16 protein-coding genes and 1 pseudogene are annotated in these 15,681 nt (G+C 67.8%); 4 read left to right on the top strand and 13 right to left on the bottom strand.

From position 1 onward, the window contains the following. Positions 1-110: 110 nt before the first annotated feature. Complete coding sequence (locus AB0J02_RS40870) at positions 111-524, bottom strand: hypothetical protein (RefSeq protein ID WP_363198994.1); 414 nt, start codon at positions 522-524, stop codon at positions 111-113. Positions 525-634: 110 nt separating this feature from the next. After that, positions 635-907, bottom strand: coding sequence for an Imm51 family immunity protein (locus tag AB0J02_RS40875; RefSeq protein WP_363198995.1), 273 nt, complete (start codon positions 905-907; stop codon positions 635-637). A 355-nt stretch (positions 908-1,262) separates the two neighbouring features. On the opposite strand from AB0J02_RS40875, the gene AB0J02_RS40880 reads away from it, so the two are divergent. Further along, a complete protein-coding gene (locus AB0J02_RS40880) occupies positions 1,263-1,844 on the top strand; it encodes a hypothetical protein (RefSeq protein ID WP_363198996.1) in 582 nt (193 codons plus the stop codon). Between the two features lie 88 nt (positions 1,845-1,932). On the opposite strand, the gene AB0J02_RS40885 is transcribed toward AB0J02_RS40880, so the two are convergent. The 4 genes from AB0J02_RS40885 to AB0J02_RS40900 all read right to left on the bottom strand — a co-directional run bounded on the left by AB0J02_RS40885 (position 1,933) and on the right by AB0J02_RS40900 (position 6,513). After that, positions 1,933-2,124 (bottom strand): antitoxin, encoded by a 192-nt coding sequence (locus AB0J02_RS40885; protein WP_363198997.1) that lies wholly within the window; start codon positions 2,122-2,124, stop codon positions 1,933-1,935. 1,143 nt (positions 2,125-3,267) lie between these two features. Next, a complete protein-coding gene (locus AB0J02_RS40890) occupies positions 3,268-4,179 on the bottom strand; it encodes an MBL fold metallo-hydrolase (protein ID WP_363198998.1) in 912 nt (303 codons plus the stop codon). Positions 4,180-4,229: 50 nt separating this feature from the next. Beyond that, positions 4,230-5,195 carry a D-2-hydroxyacid dehydrogenase family protein gene (locus AB0J02_RS40895; protein ID WP_363198999.1) on the bottom strand — a complete coding sequence of 322 codons (966 nt, stop codon included), beginning with the start codon at positions 5,193-5,195 and terminating at the stop codon, positions 4,230-4,232. Further along, entirely contained in the window at positions 5,188-6,513 is a 1,326-nt protein-coding gene (locus AB0J02_RS40900; protein ID WP_363199000.1) for an MFS transporter, read from the bottom strand. The genes AB0J02_RS40895 and AB0J02_RS40900 overlap by 8 nt, the downstream gene beginning before the upstream one ends. Positions 6,514-6,710: 197 nt before the next feature. Between AB0J02_RS40900 and AB0J02_RS40905 the strand changes: the two genes are divergently transcribed. Next, complete coding sequence (locus tag AB0J02_RS40905; protein ID WP_363199001.1) at positions 6,711-7,313, top strand: TetR/AcrR family transcriptional regulator; 603 nt, start codon at positions 6,711-6,713, stop codon at positions 7,311-7,313. 36 nt (positions 7,314-7,349) lie between these two features. Here AB0J02_RS40905 and AB0J02_RS40910 read toward each other — a convergent pair whose 3' ends face one another. The 7 genes and pseudogenes from AB0J02_RS40910 to AB0J02_RS40940 all read right to left on the bottom strand — a co-directional run bounded on the left by AB0J02_RS40910 (position 7,350) and on the right by AB0J02_RS40940 (position 14,137). Beyond that, positions 7,350-7,511 (bottom strand): hypothetical protein, encoded by a 162-nt coding sequence (locus AB0J02_RS40910; RefSeq protein ID WP_363199024.1) that lies wholly within the window; start codon positions 7,509-7,511, stop codon positions 7,350-7,352. Between the two features lie 127 nt (positions 7,512-7,638). Next, positions 7,639-8,268, bottom strand: a pseudogene (locus tag AB0J02_RS40915) (IS5 family transposase); the annotation flags it as partial. Positions 8,269-8,599: 331 nt separating this feature from the next. Next, positions 8,600-9,721: a catalase family protein gene (locus tag AB0J02_RS40920; RefSeq protein ID WP_363199002.1), complete on the bottom strand. Its 1,122-nt coding sequence runs from the start codon at positions 9,719-9,721 to the stop codon at positions 8,600-8,602. 53 nt (positions 9,722-9,774) lie between these two features. Next, on the bottom strand, positions 9,775-11,127 hold the full coding sequence (locus tag AB0J02_RS40925) for a peroxidase (protein ID WP_363199003.1): 1,353 nt from the start codon (positions 11,125-11,127) through the stop codon (positions 9,775-9,777). A gap of 63 nt (positions 11,128-11,190) precedes the next feature. Further along, on the bottom strand, positions 11,191-11,730 hold the full coding sequence (locus tag AB0J02_RS40930) for a hypothetical protein (protein WP_363199004.1): 540 nt from the start codon (positions 11,728-11,730) through the stop codon (positions 11,191-11,193). A 348-nt stretch (positions 11,731-12,078) separates the two neighbouring features. Then, positions 12,079-12,753 carry a GAP family protein gene (locus AB0J02_RS40935; protein WP_363199005.1) on the bottom strand — a complete coding sequence of 225 codons (675 nt, stop codon included), beginning with the start codon at positions 12,751-12,753 and terminating at the stop codon, positions 12,079-12,081. A gap of 970 nt (positions 12,754-13,723) precedes the next feature. After that, positions 13,724-14,137, bottom strand: coding sequence for an arsenate reductase ArsC (locus tag AB0J02_RS40940; RefSeq protein WP_363199006.1), 414 nt, complete (start codon positions 14,135-14,137; stop codon positions 13,724-13,726). Positions 14,138-14,206: 69 nt separating this feature from the next. Between AB0J02_RS40940 and AB0J02_RS40945 the strand changes: the two genes are divergently transcribed. After that, positions 14,207-14,518, top strand: a complete 312-nt coding sequence (locus AB0J02_RS40945; protein ID WP_363199007.1) for a metalloregulator ArsR/SmtB family transcription factor — start codon at positions 14,207-14,209, stop codon at positions 14,516-14,518. Further along, a complete protein-coding gene (gene arsB, locus AB0J02_RS40950) occupies positions 14,518-15,609 on the top strand; it encodes an ACR3 family arsenite efflux transporter (protein WP_363199008.1) in 1,092 nt (363 codons plus the stop codon). The genes AB0J02_RS40945 and arsB overlap by 1 nt, the downstream gene beginning before the upstream one ends. The last annotated feature ends 72 nt before the right edge of the window (positions 15,610-15,681 follow it).

The raw sequence follows: 15,681 nt of genomic DNA on the forward strand, positions 1-15,681 counted from the left end.
CAGCGCGGACGCAGCCCGGTGAAGGGGCCTGGCCAGGACGGCACCGACGCCGTGATCACTGCAGTCACGTCAAGATCGTTCCACTTGGGGCCGACCGGGATGGACACGGGTCAAGTACGGAGCCCGAGGTGCCGGTCCAGCTGACTGCGCAGACGCGCAGAAGCGCCACGCAGAGTCCCGAGTTGTCGCACTTCTGCCGCCGCTAGTTCCGTCCGTCCTGCCAGCGCGAGCACAGCGGCATAGGGTCGTTCGCCTTCGGCTAGCTTCGCCGCCACGGCGTCACGGACGGCTTGCAGCACTGTGTGGTCCGCGCTCGGATGCTCCGACAGCAGGCGAAGGAGCTTGTTGTCGTTCCAGGCACTGTCTTGGGCCGTGCTCAGTTCCAGCAGCGTGGCGGGCGCCGTGGAGGGATTGGCGGCCAGCGCCTGCCAGACGAAGGGGTATGGACAACGCGCGAGTCGATGCAGGACGGCGCTGTCGTTCTCGGCATGCGCCAGTTCGAGGTAGTCGGCAGGCGTGTGCACGGGCAGGGCCCCTCAGGATCGTCGGGGCGATCATCCTGCCATCAGGGCTCGGTCGCCCGTGTACAGGGACTCTGACCGCAACCGGTCGAAGATCGCTTACGGGACAGCCCTCAGTCGTCGAACTCGAAGCCCGATGACTCTGCACGGGCAATGATGTCGTGGACTGCCTCAGGGCTCGTGATGACGGCTTCAAGGGCCGCCTTGAGTCGTGCGAGGTCACTCGGACTCCCGACTGCGCAGAACATGCCGCCCTCGCTGTCGAAGTCGAGCCCCTCGGCAATGTCCGGCCAGGCGAACTGCACGAGACCTACCCAGAAGTACCCGTTCGGCTCGTGCCCGGCGGCAGCTACAGCGACATCGGCAGCCAAACCGCCGGCATTCAAGGTCAGCGAGTGCTGCCGTCGAAGTCATGCAGGTTGATCGTCACGGCGTGATCCTCTCACCGCCCTGTGACAGGACTGCCGACCCCTCGGACCGCCCATCCGGCCCCTCCCCCCCCTGCCGACCCCTTGACCTTTCCGGTCACCGCACTAGCGAGTGGCTCTCTCGCTGCCACAGCTTGCCCTGAATGCGACTGTCCGGGCCCTTTGAGCCGCTCTACAGTCCTTTCCGGGCAGCCGATGTGTCGGGCATTTCTTACTAGGCCGACATATCGGGACCGATTCGTGCCGCCCGTGGGCGTACGGCCATCGACAGGCCAGGATCTGCGACCGTCTTCGAGGGACTAGGGAGAGCCACATGGCGAACGAGCTCAAGTACGGCGATCAGATCCACCTGCAGAACGGCTACAACAGCTGGCAGGGCGGCTACCTGGACACCAACGGGGGCAGCCCCGAGTCGGGCGCCAAGTTCGGGGTGTCAACCGCTGACAGCTCCGCGCGCGGGAAGGGCACCGGAACCTGGGAAATCCTCTCCGCTTCCGGCAAGTCCACCGGTCAGACCGTTGCCAGCGGAGACCTCGTATATTTGCGCAACCTCTACGGTGGCGACGGCGGTTACCTCGACACCAACGGCGGCGCCAGCAGCGATCAGGCGAACAGTGGCGGCAAGTACAACGTGTCCACGTCCCAGAGCCGGGACCGCGCAACGGGGACCGGCCGCTGGCGGATCTTCGCCCAGACCTCCTCACCGACCGACCAGAACATCCGGATCGGCGACCTGGTCCATTTCTGGAACACCTACGGCGACAACGGCGGCTTCCTGGAGACCAACGGCGGCAGTGCCGCCACCTCCGGAGGCAAGTACGACATCTGCACCAACGCCTACTTCAACCGAAGCTCCAACGTCGCCGACTGGAAGGTCCACAGGGCCCAGGCCTGACCGCAGCAGCTTCCTACGGAGGACTCCCCTGCGCAGACGTGTGGCCCGGCGCGACCGCGCCGGGCCACACGATGTCCGGAACGAGGGGTCAGCGCTGCGACGTGTCGCTGCCGTAGGAACGGCGGGCCGCGTCGGCCACCTTGTCGGTCTGGGCGTCGTACTTGTCACCCGTACGTTCATCGACGAGCCGCTCGGCGCCCGAAACACCCTTGTCGGCCTGGTCCGGGTGGCCCTTGGCCATCTCCTTGGCCTTGCCCGCCATGTCTCCCAGCTTGCCCATGAGTACCTCCCGCAAATTGCGCGTGCGTCGTACCCAGCCGCAGGTACCCGACCAGCACGCCCCTACACCCAGCCGCCCCATCCGGGCCCACGGCCAGACACCGAAAACCACCCGCAAAGGCACCACACACTGCTCCGGCCCGGGAAAGACCGGCCAGGTGGCCGAACAGACCCCCGCCTGGACCCACCCGTTCCCACGGCCGCCGACCGGCTACAGGGCACACGCTCACCACCACCGTGGCCTGCCCAAACTTCCGGCCGTGGAGGGCGGTGCCGCGGGAATGCGCCACCACCCACGGCATGCCCGCACTGTCCGGGCCGGCTTCTTTTCAGCGCCAGCGGATCACGGACCGATCCTGGATGTACTTCAAGGGGCGGGTTCGCAGGCGACGGCGGCATACCCGCACCCGTCGGCCACCTTGTTCAGCGCGGCGATCTCGGCCGGGTCGGCGTGAGCTTCCAGCGCAGCTTGGTGACCCGCCGGACCAATCCTGCAGGGTCCCCTTCACCCGTCGGACCCGTGAGCGCACACCACTGGCGCCCTCCAGGACGCCGGCTTCCGTCAGTCGGCGGGCCAGCTCCGGCATGTCGGCTGTCAACTGTGCGAACGCCTTCTTGCGGTCGGCCTCGACCAGGCAGGAGGCTTCGTCGATGGCCAGGTGACCGAGGTGGTTCACTCCGCTGCCCCGCTCGTCGTCGGCCGACTCCATCCGGCAGACCCGCCGGATGCGCAGCGTGCCGGTCCACCCCTCATTGTGCAAATGGTGGGCCGCGCTCCGCGTATCCGGCCGGGTGAGGGAAAACTCGCCACCTTGGCCGTTCCAGTTTGCACCTGAGGCGATCGAGGTGTTGCCGGATCCCCTGTATGCGCAGCGGGAGTTGGGGCCAGGATGAGGCCGGTGGCGACTCGGCCACGTCATGAGGACCGAATGCGCGACGGATGGACGGCAAACCGGTCGAGCTGCAACCGCGCCTCCGAAGCGACGCAGATGAGGAGAACGCGGTTCGCCGGAGCATCGAAGCCACCCGTCGCGGGCTGACCCGACCGCGCTGGTCAACCAACGCAGGCGGCCGGGGGTGACCAGCGCAGGACAGCATGCGGGCAGCGGCACGGTCGGATGCCCCGAAACCCGCTGGGTGAGGCTTACCGGTTGTCCGTCCCGGCCTCCCAAGGGCGCCACTGGCCGATGTCGTCGACGGTGCCGAGTTGCTGGTCGGCGAAATGTACGCCGAAGCCGAAGACGTTGTCCTGGGCCAGGAATTCCACGAGGCGGCGGCGTGAGTGCTCGGCCTGGACACCGTCGTGGTCGAGGACGACGTCCCAGTCGGGGTGCTGGATCTGGACTGGGGAATGCATGGCGTCGCCGAAGGCCACGATGCGGCGGCCGTCACCGGTGTCGAGGATCCAGGCCGTGTGCCCGGTGGTGTGTCCGGGCAGCGCCCAGGCACGTACTCCCTCAGCGATCACTGCTCCGTCGGCGACGGCTGTGGTCCGCTCGCTCTGTCCGGCGAGCCGTGGGCCGGAGGCGGGGTCCAGGCCCTGCAGTTCTCCTTCCCCGACGATCCAGCGCGCGTTGGGGAACAGGCTGCGTGCGTCGTCGACGGCGTCCGGCCGGGCCCATCCGGTGTGGTCGTCGTGCAGATGGGTGAAGGCGACCGTCTCCAGCGTGGCCGGGTCGACGCCCAGGCGGCCCAAGTGATCGGGGAGGGTCCGTACGTGGTCGAAGCCGTGTTGGAAGTGTTCGGGGTCCTCGCCCGAGATGCGGCCGTGACCGGCGTCCAGGAGCAGGCGCTTCCCACGACGCTCGACGAGCAGAGCGCCGCATCCCATGGCCAGGTGGCCCGCGTCCGTCATGTGGGGACCGTGGTCCGTCCAGTCCTCGTCGGCGGAGGCGGGGTAGACCCGCGTGGGGATCATGTGAACGCCGGCATCGGGGACATAGGTGATGGTGAGGTCTCCCAGGGTCCGCGTCCACAGTTGCGGCAGGCGGCCCCCCGAATCGTCGGAGGGATCGTGCTGCGGGTGCGTGGTCGTGGTCTGGTCACTGGTGGTCATGGTGGATCCCGTGTCTCGTTCGTGCGTCCGGGCGGTGGGGCGTGGTCGGCTCACGGCGTGAGTACGCGGACCGGTGCGCCGGCGGTGTAGGCGAGGATGTCGTCGAGCGCGTCGCGGTAGAAGATCTCGTACGCGCCGGCGGTGACGTAGCCAAGGTGCGGGGTGAGGACGGTTCGCGGAGCGCTGCGCCACGGCGACGCGGAGGGCAGCGGCTCGGTGAAGTGGACGTCCAGGGCGGCTCCGCCCAATGTTCCGGCATGCAGCGCGGCCAGCAGTGCCTCCTCGTCGACGACGGGCGCCCGGGATGTGTTGATCAGCAGCGCGTCCGGTCGCATGAGGGCGAGTTCGTCGGTACCGATGAGGCCGACGGTGCGTGGAGAGAGGCGGACGTGAAGCGTCACCACGTCCGAGGTGGTCAGCAGTTCCCGTTTGCTGACGGGGGTGACGCCCAGGGCTTTTGCGTGCCCGGGATCGAGGTGCGTGCTCCAGGCGACGACGTCCATGCCGAAGGCGACGCCGACCTGGGCCACGCGACGGCCCACGCCGCCCAATCCGATGACGCCCAGGCGGGCGCCGTGCAGGTCACGTCCCACGGTCTGCTGCCAAGCGCCTGTACGCAGGTTGCGGTCCTCGGTGGGGAGCGAGCGGGTCAGGGCGTGCAGGAGTCCCCAGGTCAGTTCGGCTGTCGAGGTCAGTCCTGCGGCTCGGGTGCCGGACACCACGATTCCGTGCCGCGCGGCCGCGGCCGTGTCGATGGCCGCGTTGGCCGGGCCCGTGGTCACCAGCAGGCTCAGGTTCGGCAGCCTGTCGAGTACCTCGGCGGGGAAGGCGGTGCGCTCGCGCATGGCGACGATCACGTCGAACGGCTCCAGGGCGGCGATCACGTTCTCGGGGCCGCCCAAGTGCTCCGGGAAGCAGGTCAGGCGGGCGCCTTCGGGCAGGGCATCCCAGGCGGCGTATTGGTGTGCTGTGTGCTGGTAGTCGTCAAGGATCGCCACTCGGCGGATCTCAGGCATGAGCGCACTCCTCGGCGTGTGCTTGGGTGCGGTCCGCGCGTGCGTCAGAGGTACGGGTCGCGTGGACGTCGTCGTCCGCTGACGGGTCGGCGAGCGGTTCCGCGGGGCTCGGGCGGAGCAGTTCCAGCGCCCAGACCGCCAGGCCGATCAGCGCGATCGCCGCTCCGAGCACGGAAACCCCTGCCCAGCCCACGAGCGGATACAGCGCCGCCGTCAGCGCGGAGGCGACAGTACTTCCGGCGAAGGCGGAGACCATGAGCGCTGTGGTGACCCGGCTGCGTGCGTGCGGGATGCGGCGGTACAAAACGCTCTGATGGCTGATCAGCAAGGCCTGCTGTGCCAGGTTGAGCGCCACGATGCCGATCATCAGCGCGCTCAGACCGAGCGGGCCTCCCTCTCCGGCGAAGACGAGCACACCCCAGCTGCCGGTCAGCACGATCAGCCCGCCGGAGGTCACCTGGCGGGCGCGACCACGGTCCGCCAGCCTGCCGGCCACCGACGCGGCAGCCGCCCCGACGACCCCGACCAGACCGAACAGGCCGATGATCGCCGGACCGTACCGGTAGGTGGGGCCGGCCAGCAGGAACGACGAGGCGGTCCACAGGACCGTGAAGCCGCCCATGCCGACGCCGGCCAGAGCCATGCGCCTGCGCAGCAGCGACTCGGTGCGCACCAGTGTCACCACCGAGTGCAGCAGGTGGGGATAGGGGGTGTTCGCGGCCGGTGGTACGAGCGGCAGAACCCGGCGCAGGGCGATCGCCAGCACCACCATGACGCCCGCCGCGAAGACGAACACCAGCCGCCAGTTACCGAATTCGGCCAGCACCCCGGCAACAGTCCGCGCGAGCATGATGCCGATGAGCAGGCCGCTCATGACCGTGCCCACCACCGCGCCGCGTTCATGGTCGGCGGCCAACGAGGCAGCCATCGGTACCACGATCTGCGCTACGGCGGAGGTCGCCCCGACCAGCGCGACCGAGCCGTACAGCGCGCCCAGCGAGGGGGAGGCCGCCGCACCGAGGAGTGCGACGGCACTCAGCGCGAGCAGCCCGCTCACCAGTCGGCGCCGCTCCAGTACGTCCCCCAGGGGCACCAGGAGTGCGAGCGAGAGCGCGTAGCCGATCTGCGAGGCGGTGACGATCAGGCCTCCGGCCCCTTCGGATACCCCCAGCGCCCGGGAGACAACGGGCAGCAACGGTTGCGCGTAATAGATGTTCGCGACCGCGGCACCGCACGTCACGGCCAGCAACAGCACCATCGCGCGGCTCAGCGAGGGGCGGATGTCGGCGCCGTGGCTTCTGAATTTTGGATCGTTCATGCCGGAATACTCACCTCGCCATGATGGGCAGGTCAAGCTATTCCAGATCGATTGATCCATAAGTGATCGACGTCACGTGGCTGACGGCGGCCGGACCGCTTCGGCGCTTGGCGCTTTGTGGAGCAGTTGGTCCACTATGGGAGGCAGCAAAGCGCTCCCCGAACTGGAACGCCCGTCTTGTGATGGAGGAGGTCCATATGCCGCCGGCCGGCCGTCCCCGCGCCTTCGATATGGAGGCCGTACTGGAGGCCGCGATGCTGCTGTTCTGGGAGCAGGGGTACGAGGCGACCTCGCTGGCGCAACTGCGAGCCGCCACCGGGCTGTCCTCCGCGAGCCTGTATGGCGCCTTTGGCTCAAAAGTAGGGCTGTTCAAGCAGGTCGTCGAGCACTACATGAAGGGGCCGGGCGGCGCCGTCGACGTCATCGAGGACGAAACGGTCGACCCGCGAGAAGCTGTGGCCGGCCTGCTGCACGGCTCGATCGACATGCAGGCCGACTCGTCCCACCCCGCCGGCTGTCTCATCGCCCTGTCCGGCACTATGCGGGTGCCAGGAGAGGAGCACATCGGAGTGCGCGCAGCCGTCGTGGCACGGCGCGAAGCGGACCGGGTGCGCATCAGGGCCTGTGTGGAGCGGGGCGTCGCCGCGGGCGAACTCGACGCCGACACCGACGTCGACGGGATGACCGCCATGGTTCACAGTTTTCTCCTCGGCCTCTCCACGCAGCTGCGCGATGGGGTGACCGCGGCGACCCTGCACTCGGCGGTTGACGTACTCCTGCTCAACTGGCGCCGCGCTTAGGGTCGTTTGATTCGGTGTTGTCTGTTTGGTTTGGTGTTAGGTGTCACGCCAGGTGGGGGTGTTTTCGCGGGCGGGGCGGCGGGTCATGAGGTCGATGGCCGAGAGTTGGATCATGGCGGCGGAGCGGTGGGGGTGTCGTTCGAAGTCGCGGACGGGGCGCCGGTGCCGCATGAGCCAGCCGAGGGTGCGTTCGATCACCCAGCGCCGGGACAGCGGCGTGAATCCGCGGACCGCGGGGCTGCGTTGGACGACTTCGAGGTCGAGGCCGAGGGTGGCGCTGTGCTCGATGACGGCGTGCTTGTAGCCGGCGTCCGCCCAGACCTTGGTCAGCGTGGGGTGGGCGACGGCGGCCAGGAGGGCGGGCGGCGTGCGAGTCGTGGATGTTGGCCGCGGTGACTGCGACGGCCGGCGGCAGCCCCAGGGTGTCGGTGCCGAGGTGGCGTTTGCGTCCGGCGATCTGCTTTGCGGCGTCGAAGCCCTGGTCGGCGAGGGGCACGTTGGCGGAGGTCTTGACGCTCCGGGCCTCGATGAGGCAGGCGCTGGACTCCGCGTCGTGACCGCTGGCCTCGCACGCCAGGCGGCGCAGGGTGCCGGCGAGTTGGTCGAAGATTCCGTCGCGTTCCCAGTGCGCGCAGTAGCCGTAGACCGTCTGGTGGGGTGGAAAGTCGTGCGGCAGGTAGCTCCAGGGGATGCCGGAGCGGTCGACGTACAGGATGGCGCCCATGATCCGGCGCAGGTCGTGGGTGGGTGGGCGGATCTTCGGGGTGCGGGCGTCGCGCCAGGCCTCCAGGACCGGGCGGATGAGTTCCCAGCGGGCGTCGGAGAGGTCGCTGGGGTAGGGCCCCGTCGCGCGGGCATGGATCTGGCGTACTGCCGGGCGGGGGCTCGCGCCAGAGGGCCGGCGGATGGCGGGCGTTTCCGTGCGGGTCGGGCATTTCAAATTGAGGCGGAGCATATGCGGAGGGATGGCCCGCCGACCGTGACGGGCGAGTCCGCAGCGCAGGCTGATGCGGACTCCGGCGCCCGGCTACTCAACTTCGGCCGTCCGAAGCCCAACTAATGCCATTAAAAGGGAGTCAAACGCCCACTAAGGGGGCCTTTCGGAAAGCGCCTGCGGGTGTATGCCAGCGGAAGGGCTGCGGGGCGCAGGTCATCTCAGCGACCGCTCTCTTTCCTCTGAAGGGCGATGGTGTCCGCTACGCCATGCTCGTCAACACCCGCCCGCCTCCACATCCTCGCCCTGGTCGGCTGACGTGGAGCAGGCTGGTCGAAGATCACGTCGTCGATCATTTAAGGACGTCGTCGGCGCTTCGAGGTTCTGTGCGCGGCTGCTGGTTGAGCTTGTGGCGCTCGATGGAGGATTGTCGGTAGACCTCCTTGCGGGCTCGCATGATGTTGCCCAGGGGGGCGTGCTCGGCGGTGACCCGCCAGGGTGTGAAGGACAGTGCGTCCATCTTCTCCAAGTTGTCCTGACCGGAGATGTCCTGTCGTTGCAACCGCAGTCTGGCCACTGTGACGAACGGGGACAGCTGCTCGGGCCATTCCACGGTGGTGTCCTCCACCGGCATCCGTTCCAGGTCGGTGCAGAGCTGGACTTGGATGTCGAAGGTGTAGGGCCGCTCCTGCAGCTCGGCCAGCAGGGCCGGCCGGTACACCTCTGGCGCCGAGGTGGGGTCGATGGCGCGGTGAACCACCGTCTCCGCGGAGAGCGGGTCGGGGGCGATACGTACCTTGGCAATGTGCTCCCCGTGCCGGACGGCCCCCATCGTCCAGTAGCTCGACAACAGGACGTTGACCGGGGGAATCTGCGACAGGCGCAGGAAGGCCAGGAGTTCGTCCCATGCCCAGTCGTCCTGGTCCAGTGTTCCCTTTCCGGTCACGAACTCGGTGAAGAATCGATGGGCACCGGGCCGGCCCTGGGAGAAGTAGTCCGGTGCGTTCAGGAACAGGTCTTGGATGAACAGGTAATGCTCGACCGTGTTGCAGAAGAAGATCGGTGCGTTGATGTTGGTGTAGTCGAATGTGCCGGTGTCCGGTTCGTCCTCCAGCAGGGACGGGCCGCTGATACCGAAGATCTTCAGCGCCAGTCCGGTCGCGCTGCCCAGTCGGGCGTCGGCTCCGGCGTGGGGTGAACCGTTGGAGAAGCGGACGAGTGCGTCATGAGTGCCGGGGGTCGCGTAGATGCCTTGGGCGTATTCGGGGGGAATCCCGGTCAGGATCTCCACGTGCCCTCGGACCAGCCCATAGCCCTTGGCGTGGGCGTCACGAACCGCCCGGCCGGTGCCACTGGCCGTAACGGACCCGGCGATGAAACGGCGCGTCTTCTCGATCACCGTCTGCAGGTGGTGCTCGAAGTGCGCTTCATGGTCTTCGATGTCCCGTGTGTAGGGAACGAAGTGTGCTGCCATGGCGTCGACCTCGTCTCACAGGCCGTAATGGCCTCAGGGAGTAGGGCAGGCACTCAGTTCTTCAGGTCGGCGAGCCAGCGCAGGGCACGCAGTCCCGGCAGGAAGCAGTACTCGCCACCTCGGGTGACCACGAAACTGGGCAGGTTCTGCAGACGGCGCCGGATCGGCTGGTCCGGGATGGTGGCACTGCCGCTGCCGTCGTGATGCCCGGCCACCGGGTCCTTCTCGCCGGGGTAGCCGATGAAGTTGCCGTCGTTGACCCACTCGGCCTTGATGAACTCGAATTGTCGTTCCAGGTGGGCTCCGATGAAGACGCCGACCAGGCCCCGGTCGGCGCCGTCGTCTTCGAGCACGCCCTCTGGCAGCGGCGGGCCGTAGGTGGTGCCGCGCCGGATGAGGCGGTGCATCCGCGCGTCGCCGATGATGGCGGCATCGCGGGGGTTGACACGCCGGATATGTGCACCAGCGGGGCACCGGAAACCCCGTTCGTCGTCCTCCCGGTACAAGAAGTCGTTGTTGCGCTGCGGGTCGGTACCCAACTCCGGGTCGTCGTGCTCCGGGGACAGTGTCAGGGGCGCCCCGCTGGGCCAGCGCCCGACCATCTTCGCCGCCAGGAGCGCTTCCTCCTGAGCGCTGGAGGTGTTCGCGCGCAGGTACTGACGCCAGGCCGCCACCTTGGTGTGCAGCTTGCGTACCGCCACGTAGGTACCGTTCCGCCCCAGCACATCGGGGCTGGGCATGGGCGGCGGATTGCCGGTTTCGTCGGGGTAGCCGAGGAGGAACTCGCCTGCCTTGAGGGGGACTTCCCCGCTGTTGGAGCCGGGCAGCCCGAGGCTTTCGATGTTCGGATGGCTGATGCCGTCCCGGAACCCGAAGGTGGTGCGTCCGGTCGGGAGTTGGCGGACCTCCTGCTGCCAGATCATCTTCACCCCGGGCGTGTCGGTGAAGGCGGCGCGGGCCCGCGTCAATGCCGTCTCCAGCCGCGCCGCATCGGGGGAGAGAGCACTCAACACGACATGCACATCGGCCGATCCGAACGGTGGCTCCCAATGGGCCGGAGCGCTCTCCCCCACGTCGCCGATCAGATGCGCCCGCGCCGCCATGCCCTGGCGAAACGCCCGCGGAAAGCTGTCCAGCGACTCCTGGGGCACCTTCAGCGCCCGCAGTCCCTGGTAGGTGAAGGCGACCGCCACCCAGGCATCCTGGTTCGGATCCACGCTGGGGAAACCGCCCTCGACGGCCGGGAGCAGCCGTCGCAACAGGGCGCGGCCAGCATGACGGTCATCCACCCGCAGGAAGACGAACTTTCCCACATACGGCACCGGCCGGGGATGCAACGCTCCACTTTGGACATCGTCGATCTCGACGTCTGCTCCGGCCCCGCTTTTGCTTGCCACCGCGTTCACGATCGCCTCCCCCTCCGCGTCCGTCTCTCTGGGCAACCTGCGGTGGCCGCTCCTGCTGGCCGGCTAGCCTGCGGCTTCCTCCATCAGCTTCTGGAAAGCAGGTGTGGCCAACAACTCCGCGTTGGCCGGATTGTCCAGCGCCGCTCGGAACTCGGGGATGTCCAGCACCGCCTGGAATGCCTCGCTCACACGCTGGTCCTTCCAGACCTGCTGGACCGTCAGGTCGGGATAGGAGCTGACGAAGACCCCCGCGGGCGCCTGATGGGCGACGAACCAGTCCTTCACCCCCGGATCGGTGATGCCGGGGAACCCTTCGGTGTGCGCGAAGACCCTGTCGAAACGGCCCCCGATCGACGTCTTGCCGAAGTCGTCGATGTAGGTGTCCCAGGATCCATCGAAGACACTGGCGAACATGTGCCGGGTGTCGTTGTCGAACAACACGTGGCGTGCGTCGTGCAGGGTGCCGATCTGCCGCAGCGCCTCGCGGGCCTCCGTGTCGGACGAGCCGCCTGCGAGCCGCGCGAGCTCCTCACGCAGCGCATCCGCATGGCCCGCCTTGACCTTGGTGAATACCGTGAACTCGCTGCACACCCCGTCCTTCATACCCGGACGCTCGGGTTGACCCGGCGAGGCCTTGTCTGACGTCTTAGCCATCGTGCGTCACTCCTGCAACGTGTCCGTCCGAGGGGCGCCAAGCGCTCGCGAATGAGGCGCCATCGCCCTCGTGCCCATTCATAGCGCGCCGCCCGCGTCCGGACAGCCCGGCAAACCGGCCACAGCGTTACGGGCACGGGGTCGTTCCCCCACCGGTCACAGCAGACAGAGCGAACGCGCCCGCACCGTCCGCAACCGCGCTGTCAACCAGCTGGCCGTCGCTTGCCCGGTGTGAACCCGGTGTGGAGGGGAGGCCGCCGGATTCCCCGGACAGGGCGGTGCCGGTGATGCCGGTCATCAGGCCAGGATGCCGATACCGTCGCCGAGCAGTTTCAGCCCGAGAACGAAGAACAGGACAGCCATCACGGCGGTGTTGTGCCGGACGGCCCAGTCCTTCCAGCTGTCGAGCGTGCGTCGTGCCCGTTCGCCCATCAGCAGGAAGGCGGCCAGTGGAACGAGCAGACCAAGGGATGCGATGGCCACGAACACGGCAAGCGATGCGGCCTGCTGTCCTGCGGGAATCCCGGACGAGCTGATCGTGGCACCGGCCGCAACGGTCAACGGGGCGTTCTTGAGGTTGGCGGCCGACAGGGCCAGGCCCAGGCCCAGGGTTTTGACCGGCGTGAAGCGGTCGACGGCAGCCATCCACTTCGGGAGCTGCGCCTGCGAGGCGTCGGCAGGACGCCTACGCCAATGCCGTACGGCGAAGAGCACAAGCAGGATTCCCAGGCCGGTTTTGAGACCGCCCACCCAAGTGGCCGGCTGTTTGCCGGTAGAGGAACCGGCTGACCCGCCAATCACCAGCATCACGACCCCCAGCGCCGACAAGCCCACCAGCCAGCCGATGACGAACAGGGTTCCGTTGAGCCGGGCCCGTGGTGTGGCCAGGATCAGGATGACGGCGACGATCGGAAGCGGGCTGATCGCGACACCTGCCGCGTAGCCCATGACATCACCGAGAGTTTGACCCATGGCGCCCTCCGGGCGGCGAAGAGGAACACGGCCGGCCGACAGTGCGCACGGCCCAAGACCCGTGCCGCACAGGGCACGGGCAGATGCGGACTTACCACTGACATGAGCGGCAGATCCTCTGCCGCTGGAGTGCCGCCGGAGACATCCGGACGGACGGACAACCTTCGCGCGGCCTGTACGGGCGTAAGTTCCCTTGCCGGACCGCCCACGCCGGCGAGCGACGATGCCGTCTTCGGCGTATGACAGCCCTTTGGCCGTGCCAATGCTGGGGTACGCGCAGCCTGCCTCGCAAGGCCCCAGGGCGAAGCACAGCGACGGACGTCTACATCTGCCCACAGCTACCGACTGGGAAGAGCTCGTACCGCCGCACCACTACGGGCACAGTAGCCACACCCTCGAAATCGCCCACTCAAGGTCTACCGCACCTCTCGAACACGGCACCGCTCCCGCTGAACCGCTCCGGGTTCGGTAGGGACTCGACCGGTGAGAGGATCGAGTTCTGGCACTCCTTCCCAGTACCCACTTGAGCTGCGCCTACGTACGGTGCGGATGGTCGCCGAAGTAGGGCCGGAGTACGACACCGAGTGGGCCGCGATCAGAGCGATCGCCCACAAGCCGGGCATCAGCACGACCGAGACGCTGCGCACGTGGGTACGGCAGGACCATGTCGACGCCTGGACCCGTCCGGGCACAACGGCATCCTTCCCACCCGCCCCACAGGGCAAGCCAGTTCAGATGTGCGCCTGCCGATAATGTCATCCGCGCAGCTCAAGAGCGTCTTCGACGGTGCGGCAGGATGCGCAGCCGACGATCTCCTCGCTGCTTCCGGCGCTGTACCCATTGGCCGTGTCGAGGAATTTGCCAGATGCACTGCGACAGGACAGAGAAGCGGGAGCTGATTTTAGGCGGCTGGGTGCCGCTACTCGTTCGGGGTGGCGCCAGTGCAGTCCATGCGCACGGGGTTGACCGTCTACTGCTTCGCGTCGATCTCCGCGATCAACGCCTCAATTCGGGTGCGGATCTCGTCGCGGATGGGTCGTACCGCTTTGACTCCCTGTCCGGCGGGGTCTTCGAGCTGCCAGTCGAGGTACTTCTTGCCGGGGAAGATCGGGCAGGCGTCGCCGCAGCCCATGGCGATGACGTAGTCGGATGCCTGGACCGCTTCGGTGGTGAGGACCTTCGGCTTCTGGTCGGAGATGTCGATGCCTATCTCCTTCATTGCTGCCACGGCGGCCGGGTTGACCTGGTTGCCGGGCAGCGATCCGGCGGAGCGGACCTCGATGCGGTCGCCGGCGAGGTGGGTGAGGAATCCAGCGGCCATCTGGGAGCGTCCGGCGTTGTGGACGCAGACGAACAGCACGGAGGCGAGCGGCGCGGTGTTCATGGTGGGTCCTTCGCGGGGCAGATCAGGGCGGACTGGTGCCAGCCTCAACTGATGTGAAAATATCAGTCCATGATGACGTCAGTCGACACTGAACTGATGCGGGTGCTGGCCGACCCGCTCAGGCTCCAGATCGTGACCCTGCTTGCCCGCGAGACGCTGTGCACCACGCACCTGGTCGAGGAGACCGGCGCCAAGCAGACCAACCTCTCCAACCACATGAAGGTGCTGCGCGAGGCGGGTGTGGTGGACACCGAGCCGTGCGGCCGGTTCATCTACTACAGGCTGAAGCCCGAGGTCATCGACGCCCTGGCCGCCTCATTCGCCGAGCTGGCCGCTGCCGCCAGAGAGACCGTGGGAACCGGCCGGAAGCGGGCCTGCTGATGACGACCACCGAACCCACCACGACCGGCACAACGGGCAGCGAGGACGCGGGTGTCGTCGCCAAGCTCTCCACCCTGGACCGCTTCCTCGCCGTATGGATCCTGCTCGTCATGGCCCTCGGCCTCGGGCTCGGCCGCCTGATCCCCGGCCTGAACGACGCACTCGCGAAGGTCGAGATCGGCGGCATCTCCCTGCCGATCGCCGTCGGCCTGCTGGTGATGATGTATCCGGTGCTGGCCAAGGTCCGCTACGACAAGCTCGACGCCGTCACCGGCGACAAGAAGCTGATGGTGTCGTCCCTGGTCATCAACTGGATCGTCGGCCCCGCGGTCATGTTCGCGCTGGCGTGGATCTTCCTGGCGGATCTGCCCGAGTACCGCACCGGCCTCATTATCGTCGGGCTGGCCCGCTGCATCGCGATGGTCATCATCTGGAACGACCTGGCATGCGGCGACCGCGAGGCGGCGGCCGTACTGGTCGCGCTGAACTCGGTGTTCCAGGTCCTGGCGTTCGGCCTGCTCGGCTGGTTCTATCTGGACCTGCTGCCCGGCTGGCTCGGCCTGGGCGACGGCGAGCACCTCGACATCTCCATGTGGAAGATCGCCCTGAACGTCGTCATCTTCCTCGGCGTCCCGCTCCTTGCCGGGTTCCTGACCCGCCGGATCGGCGAGCGCAAGCTGGGCCGCGAGAGGTACGAGTCCAACTTCCTGCCGAAGATCGGGCCTTGGGCGCTGCACGGGCTACTGTTCACAATCGTCATCCTCTTCGCGCTGCAGGGCAAGACGATCACCTCGCAGCCGCTGGACGTCGCCCGGATCGCGCTGCCGCTGCTCGTGTACTTCGCGGTGATGTGGTTCGGAGCCTTCGCGCTCGGCAAGGCGATCGGCCTCGCCTACGACCGCACCGCCACGCTCGCCTTCACCGCGGCCGGCAACAACTTCGAGCTCGCCATCGCGGTCGCCATCGCCACCTTCGGCGTCACCAGCGGCCAGGCCCTGTCCGGTGTGGTCGGCCCGCTCATCGAGGTGCCGGTGCTGGTGGCGCTGGTCTATGTGTCGCTGGCCTGGCGGCGGAGGTTCAGCGCCGCCTGACCTGCATTGGCACCACGAAGCGGCCGGGTCGCCCCCATCAGGGGCACCCCGGCCGCGTACGCATAGGGGCCG

Origin of the sequence: Streptomyces sp. NPDC050264 (assembly GCF_040655895.1) — a bacterium.
Lineage (GTDB): Bacteria > Actinomycetota > Actinomycetes > Streptomycetales > Streptomycetaceae > Streptomyces.

Excerpts from the sequence above, each read along its gene's own strand:
- AB0J02_RS40935 (WP_363199005.1), bottom strand. The coding sequence starts at position 12,753 with ATGGGTCAAACTCTCGGTGATGTCATGGGCTACGCGGCAGGTGTCGCG.
- AB0J02_RS40895 (WP_363198999.1), bottom strand. The coding sequence starts at position 5,195 with ATGCCTGAGATCCGCCGAGTGGCGATCCTTGACGACTACCAGCACACA.
- AB0J02_RS40905 (WP_363199001.1), top strand. The coding sequence starts at position 6,711 with ATGCCGCCGGCCGGCCGTCCCCGCGCCTTCGATATGGAGGCCGTACTG.
- AB0J02_RS40930 (WP_363199004.1), bottom strand. The coding sequence starts at position 11,730 with ATGAAGGACGGGGTGTGCAGCGAGTTCACGGTATTCACCAAGGTCAAG.
- AB0J02_RS40940 (WP_363199006.1), bottom strand. The coding sequence starts at position 14,137 with ATGAACACCGCGCCGCTCGCCTCCGTGCTGTTCGTCTGCGTCCACAAC.
- AB0J02_RS40945 (WP_363199007.1), top strand. The coding sequence starts at position 14,207 with ATGATGACGTCAGTCGACACTGAACTGATGCGGGTGCTGGCCGACCCG.
- arsB (WP_363199008.1), top strand. The coding sequence starts at position 14,518 with ATGACGACCACCGAACCCACCACGACCGGCACAACGGGCAGCGAGGAC.
- AB0J02_RS40900 (WP_363199000.1), bottom strand. The coding sequence starts at position 6,513 with ATGAACGATCCAAAATTCAGAAGCCACGGCGCCGACATCCGCCCCTCG.
- AB0J02_RS40920 (WP_363199002.1), bottom strand. The coding sequence starts at position 9,721 with ATGGCAGCACACTTCGTTCCCTACACACGGGACATCGAAGACCATGAA.
- AB0J02_RS40890 (WP_363198998.1), bottom strand. The coding sequence starts at position 4,179 with ATGACCACCAGTGACCAGACCACGACCACGCACCCGCAGCACGATCCC.
- AB0J02_RS40880 (WP_363198996.1), top strand. The coding sequence starts at position 1,263 with ATGGCGAACGAGCTCAAGTACGGCGATCAGATCCACCTGCAGAACGGC.
- AB0J02_RS40885 (WP_363198997.1), bottom strand. The coding sequence starts at position 2,124 with ATGGGCAAGCTGGGAGACATGGCGGGCAAGGCCAAGGAGATGGCCAAG.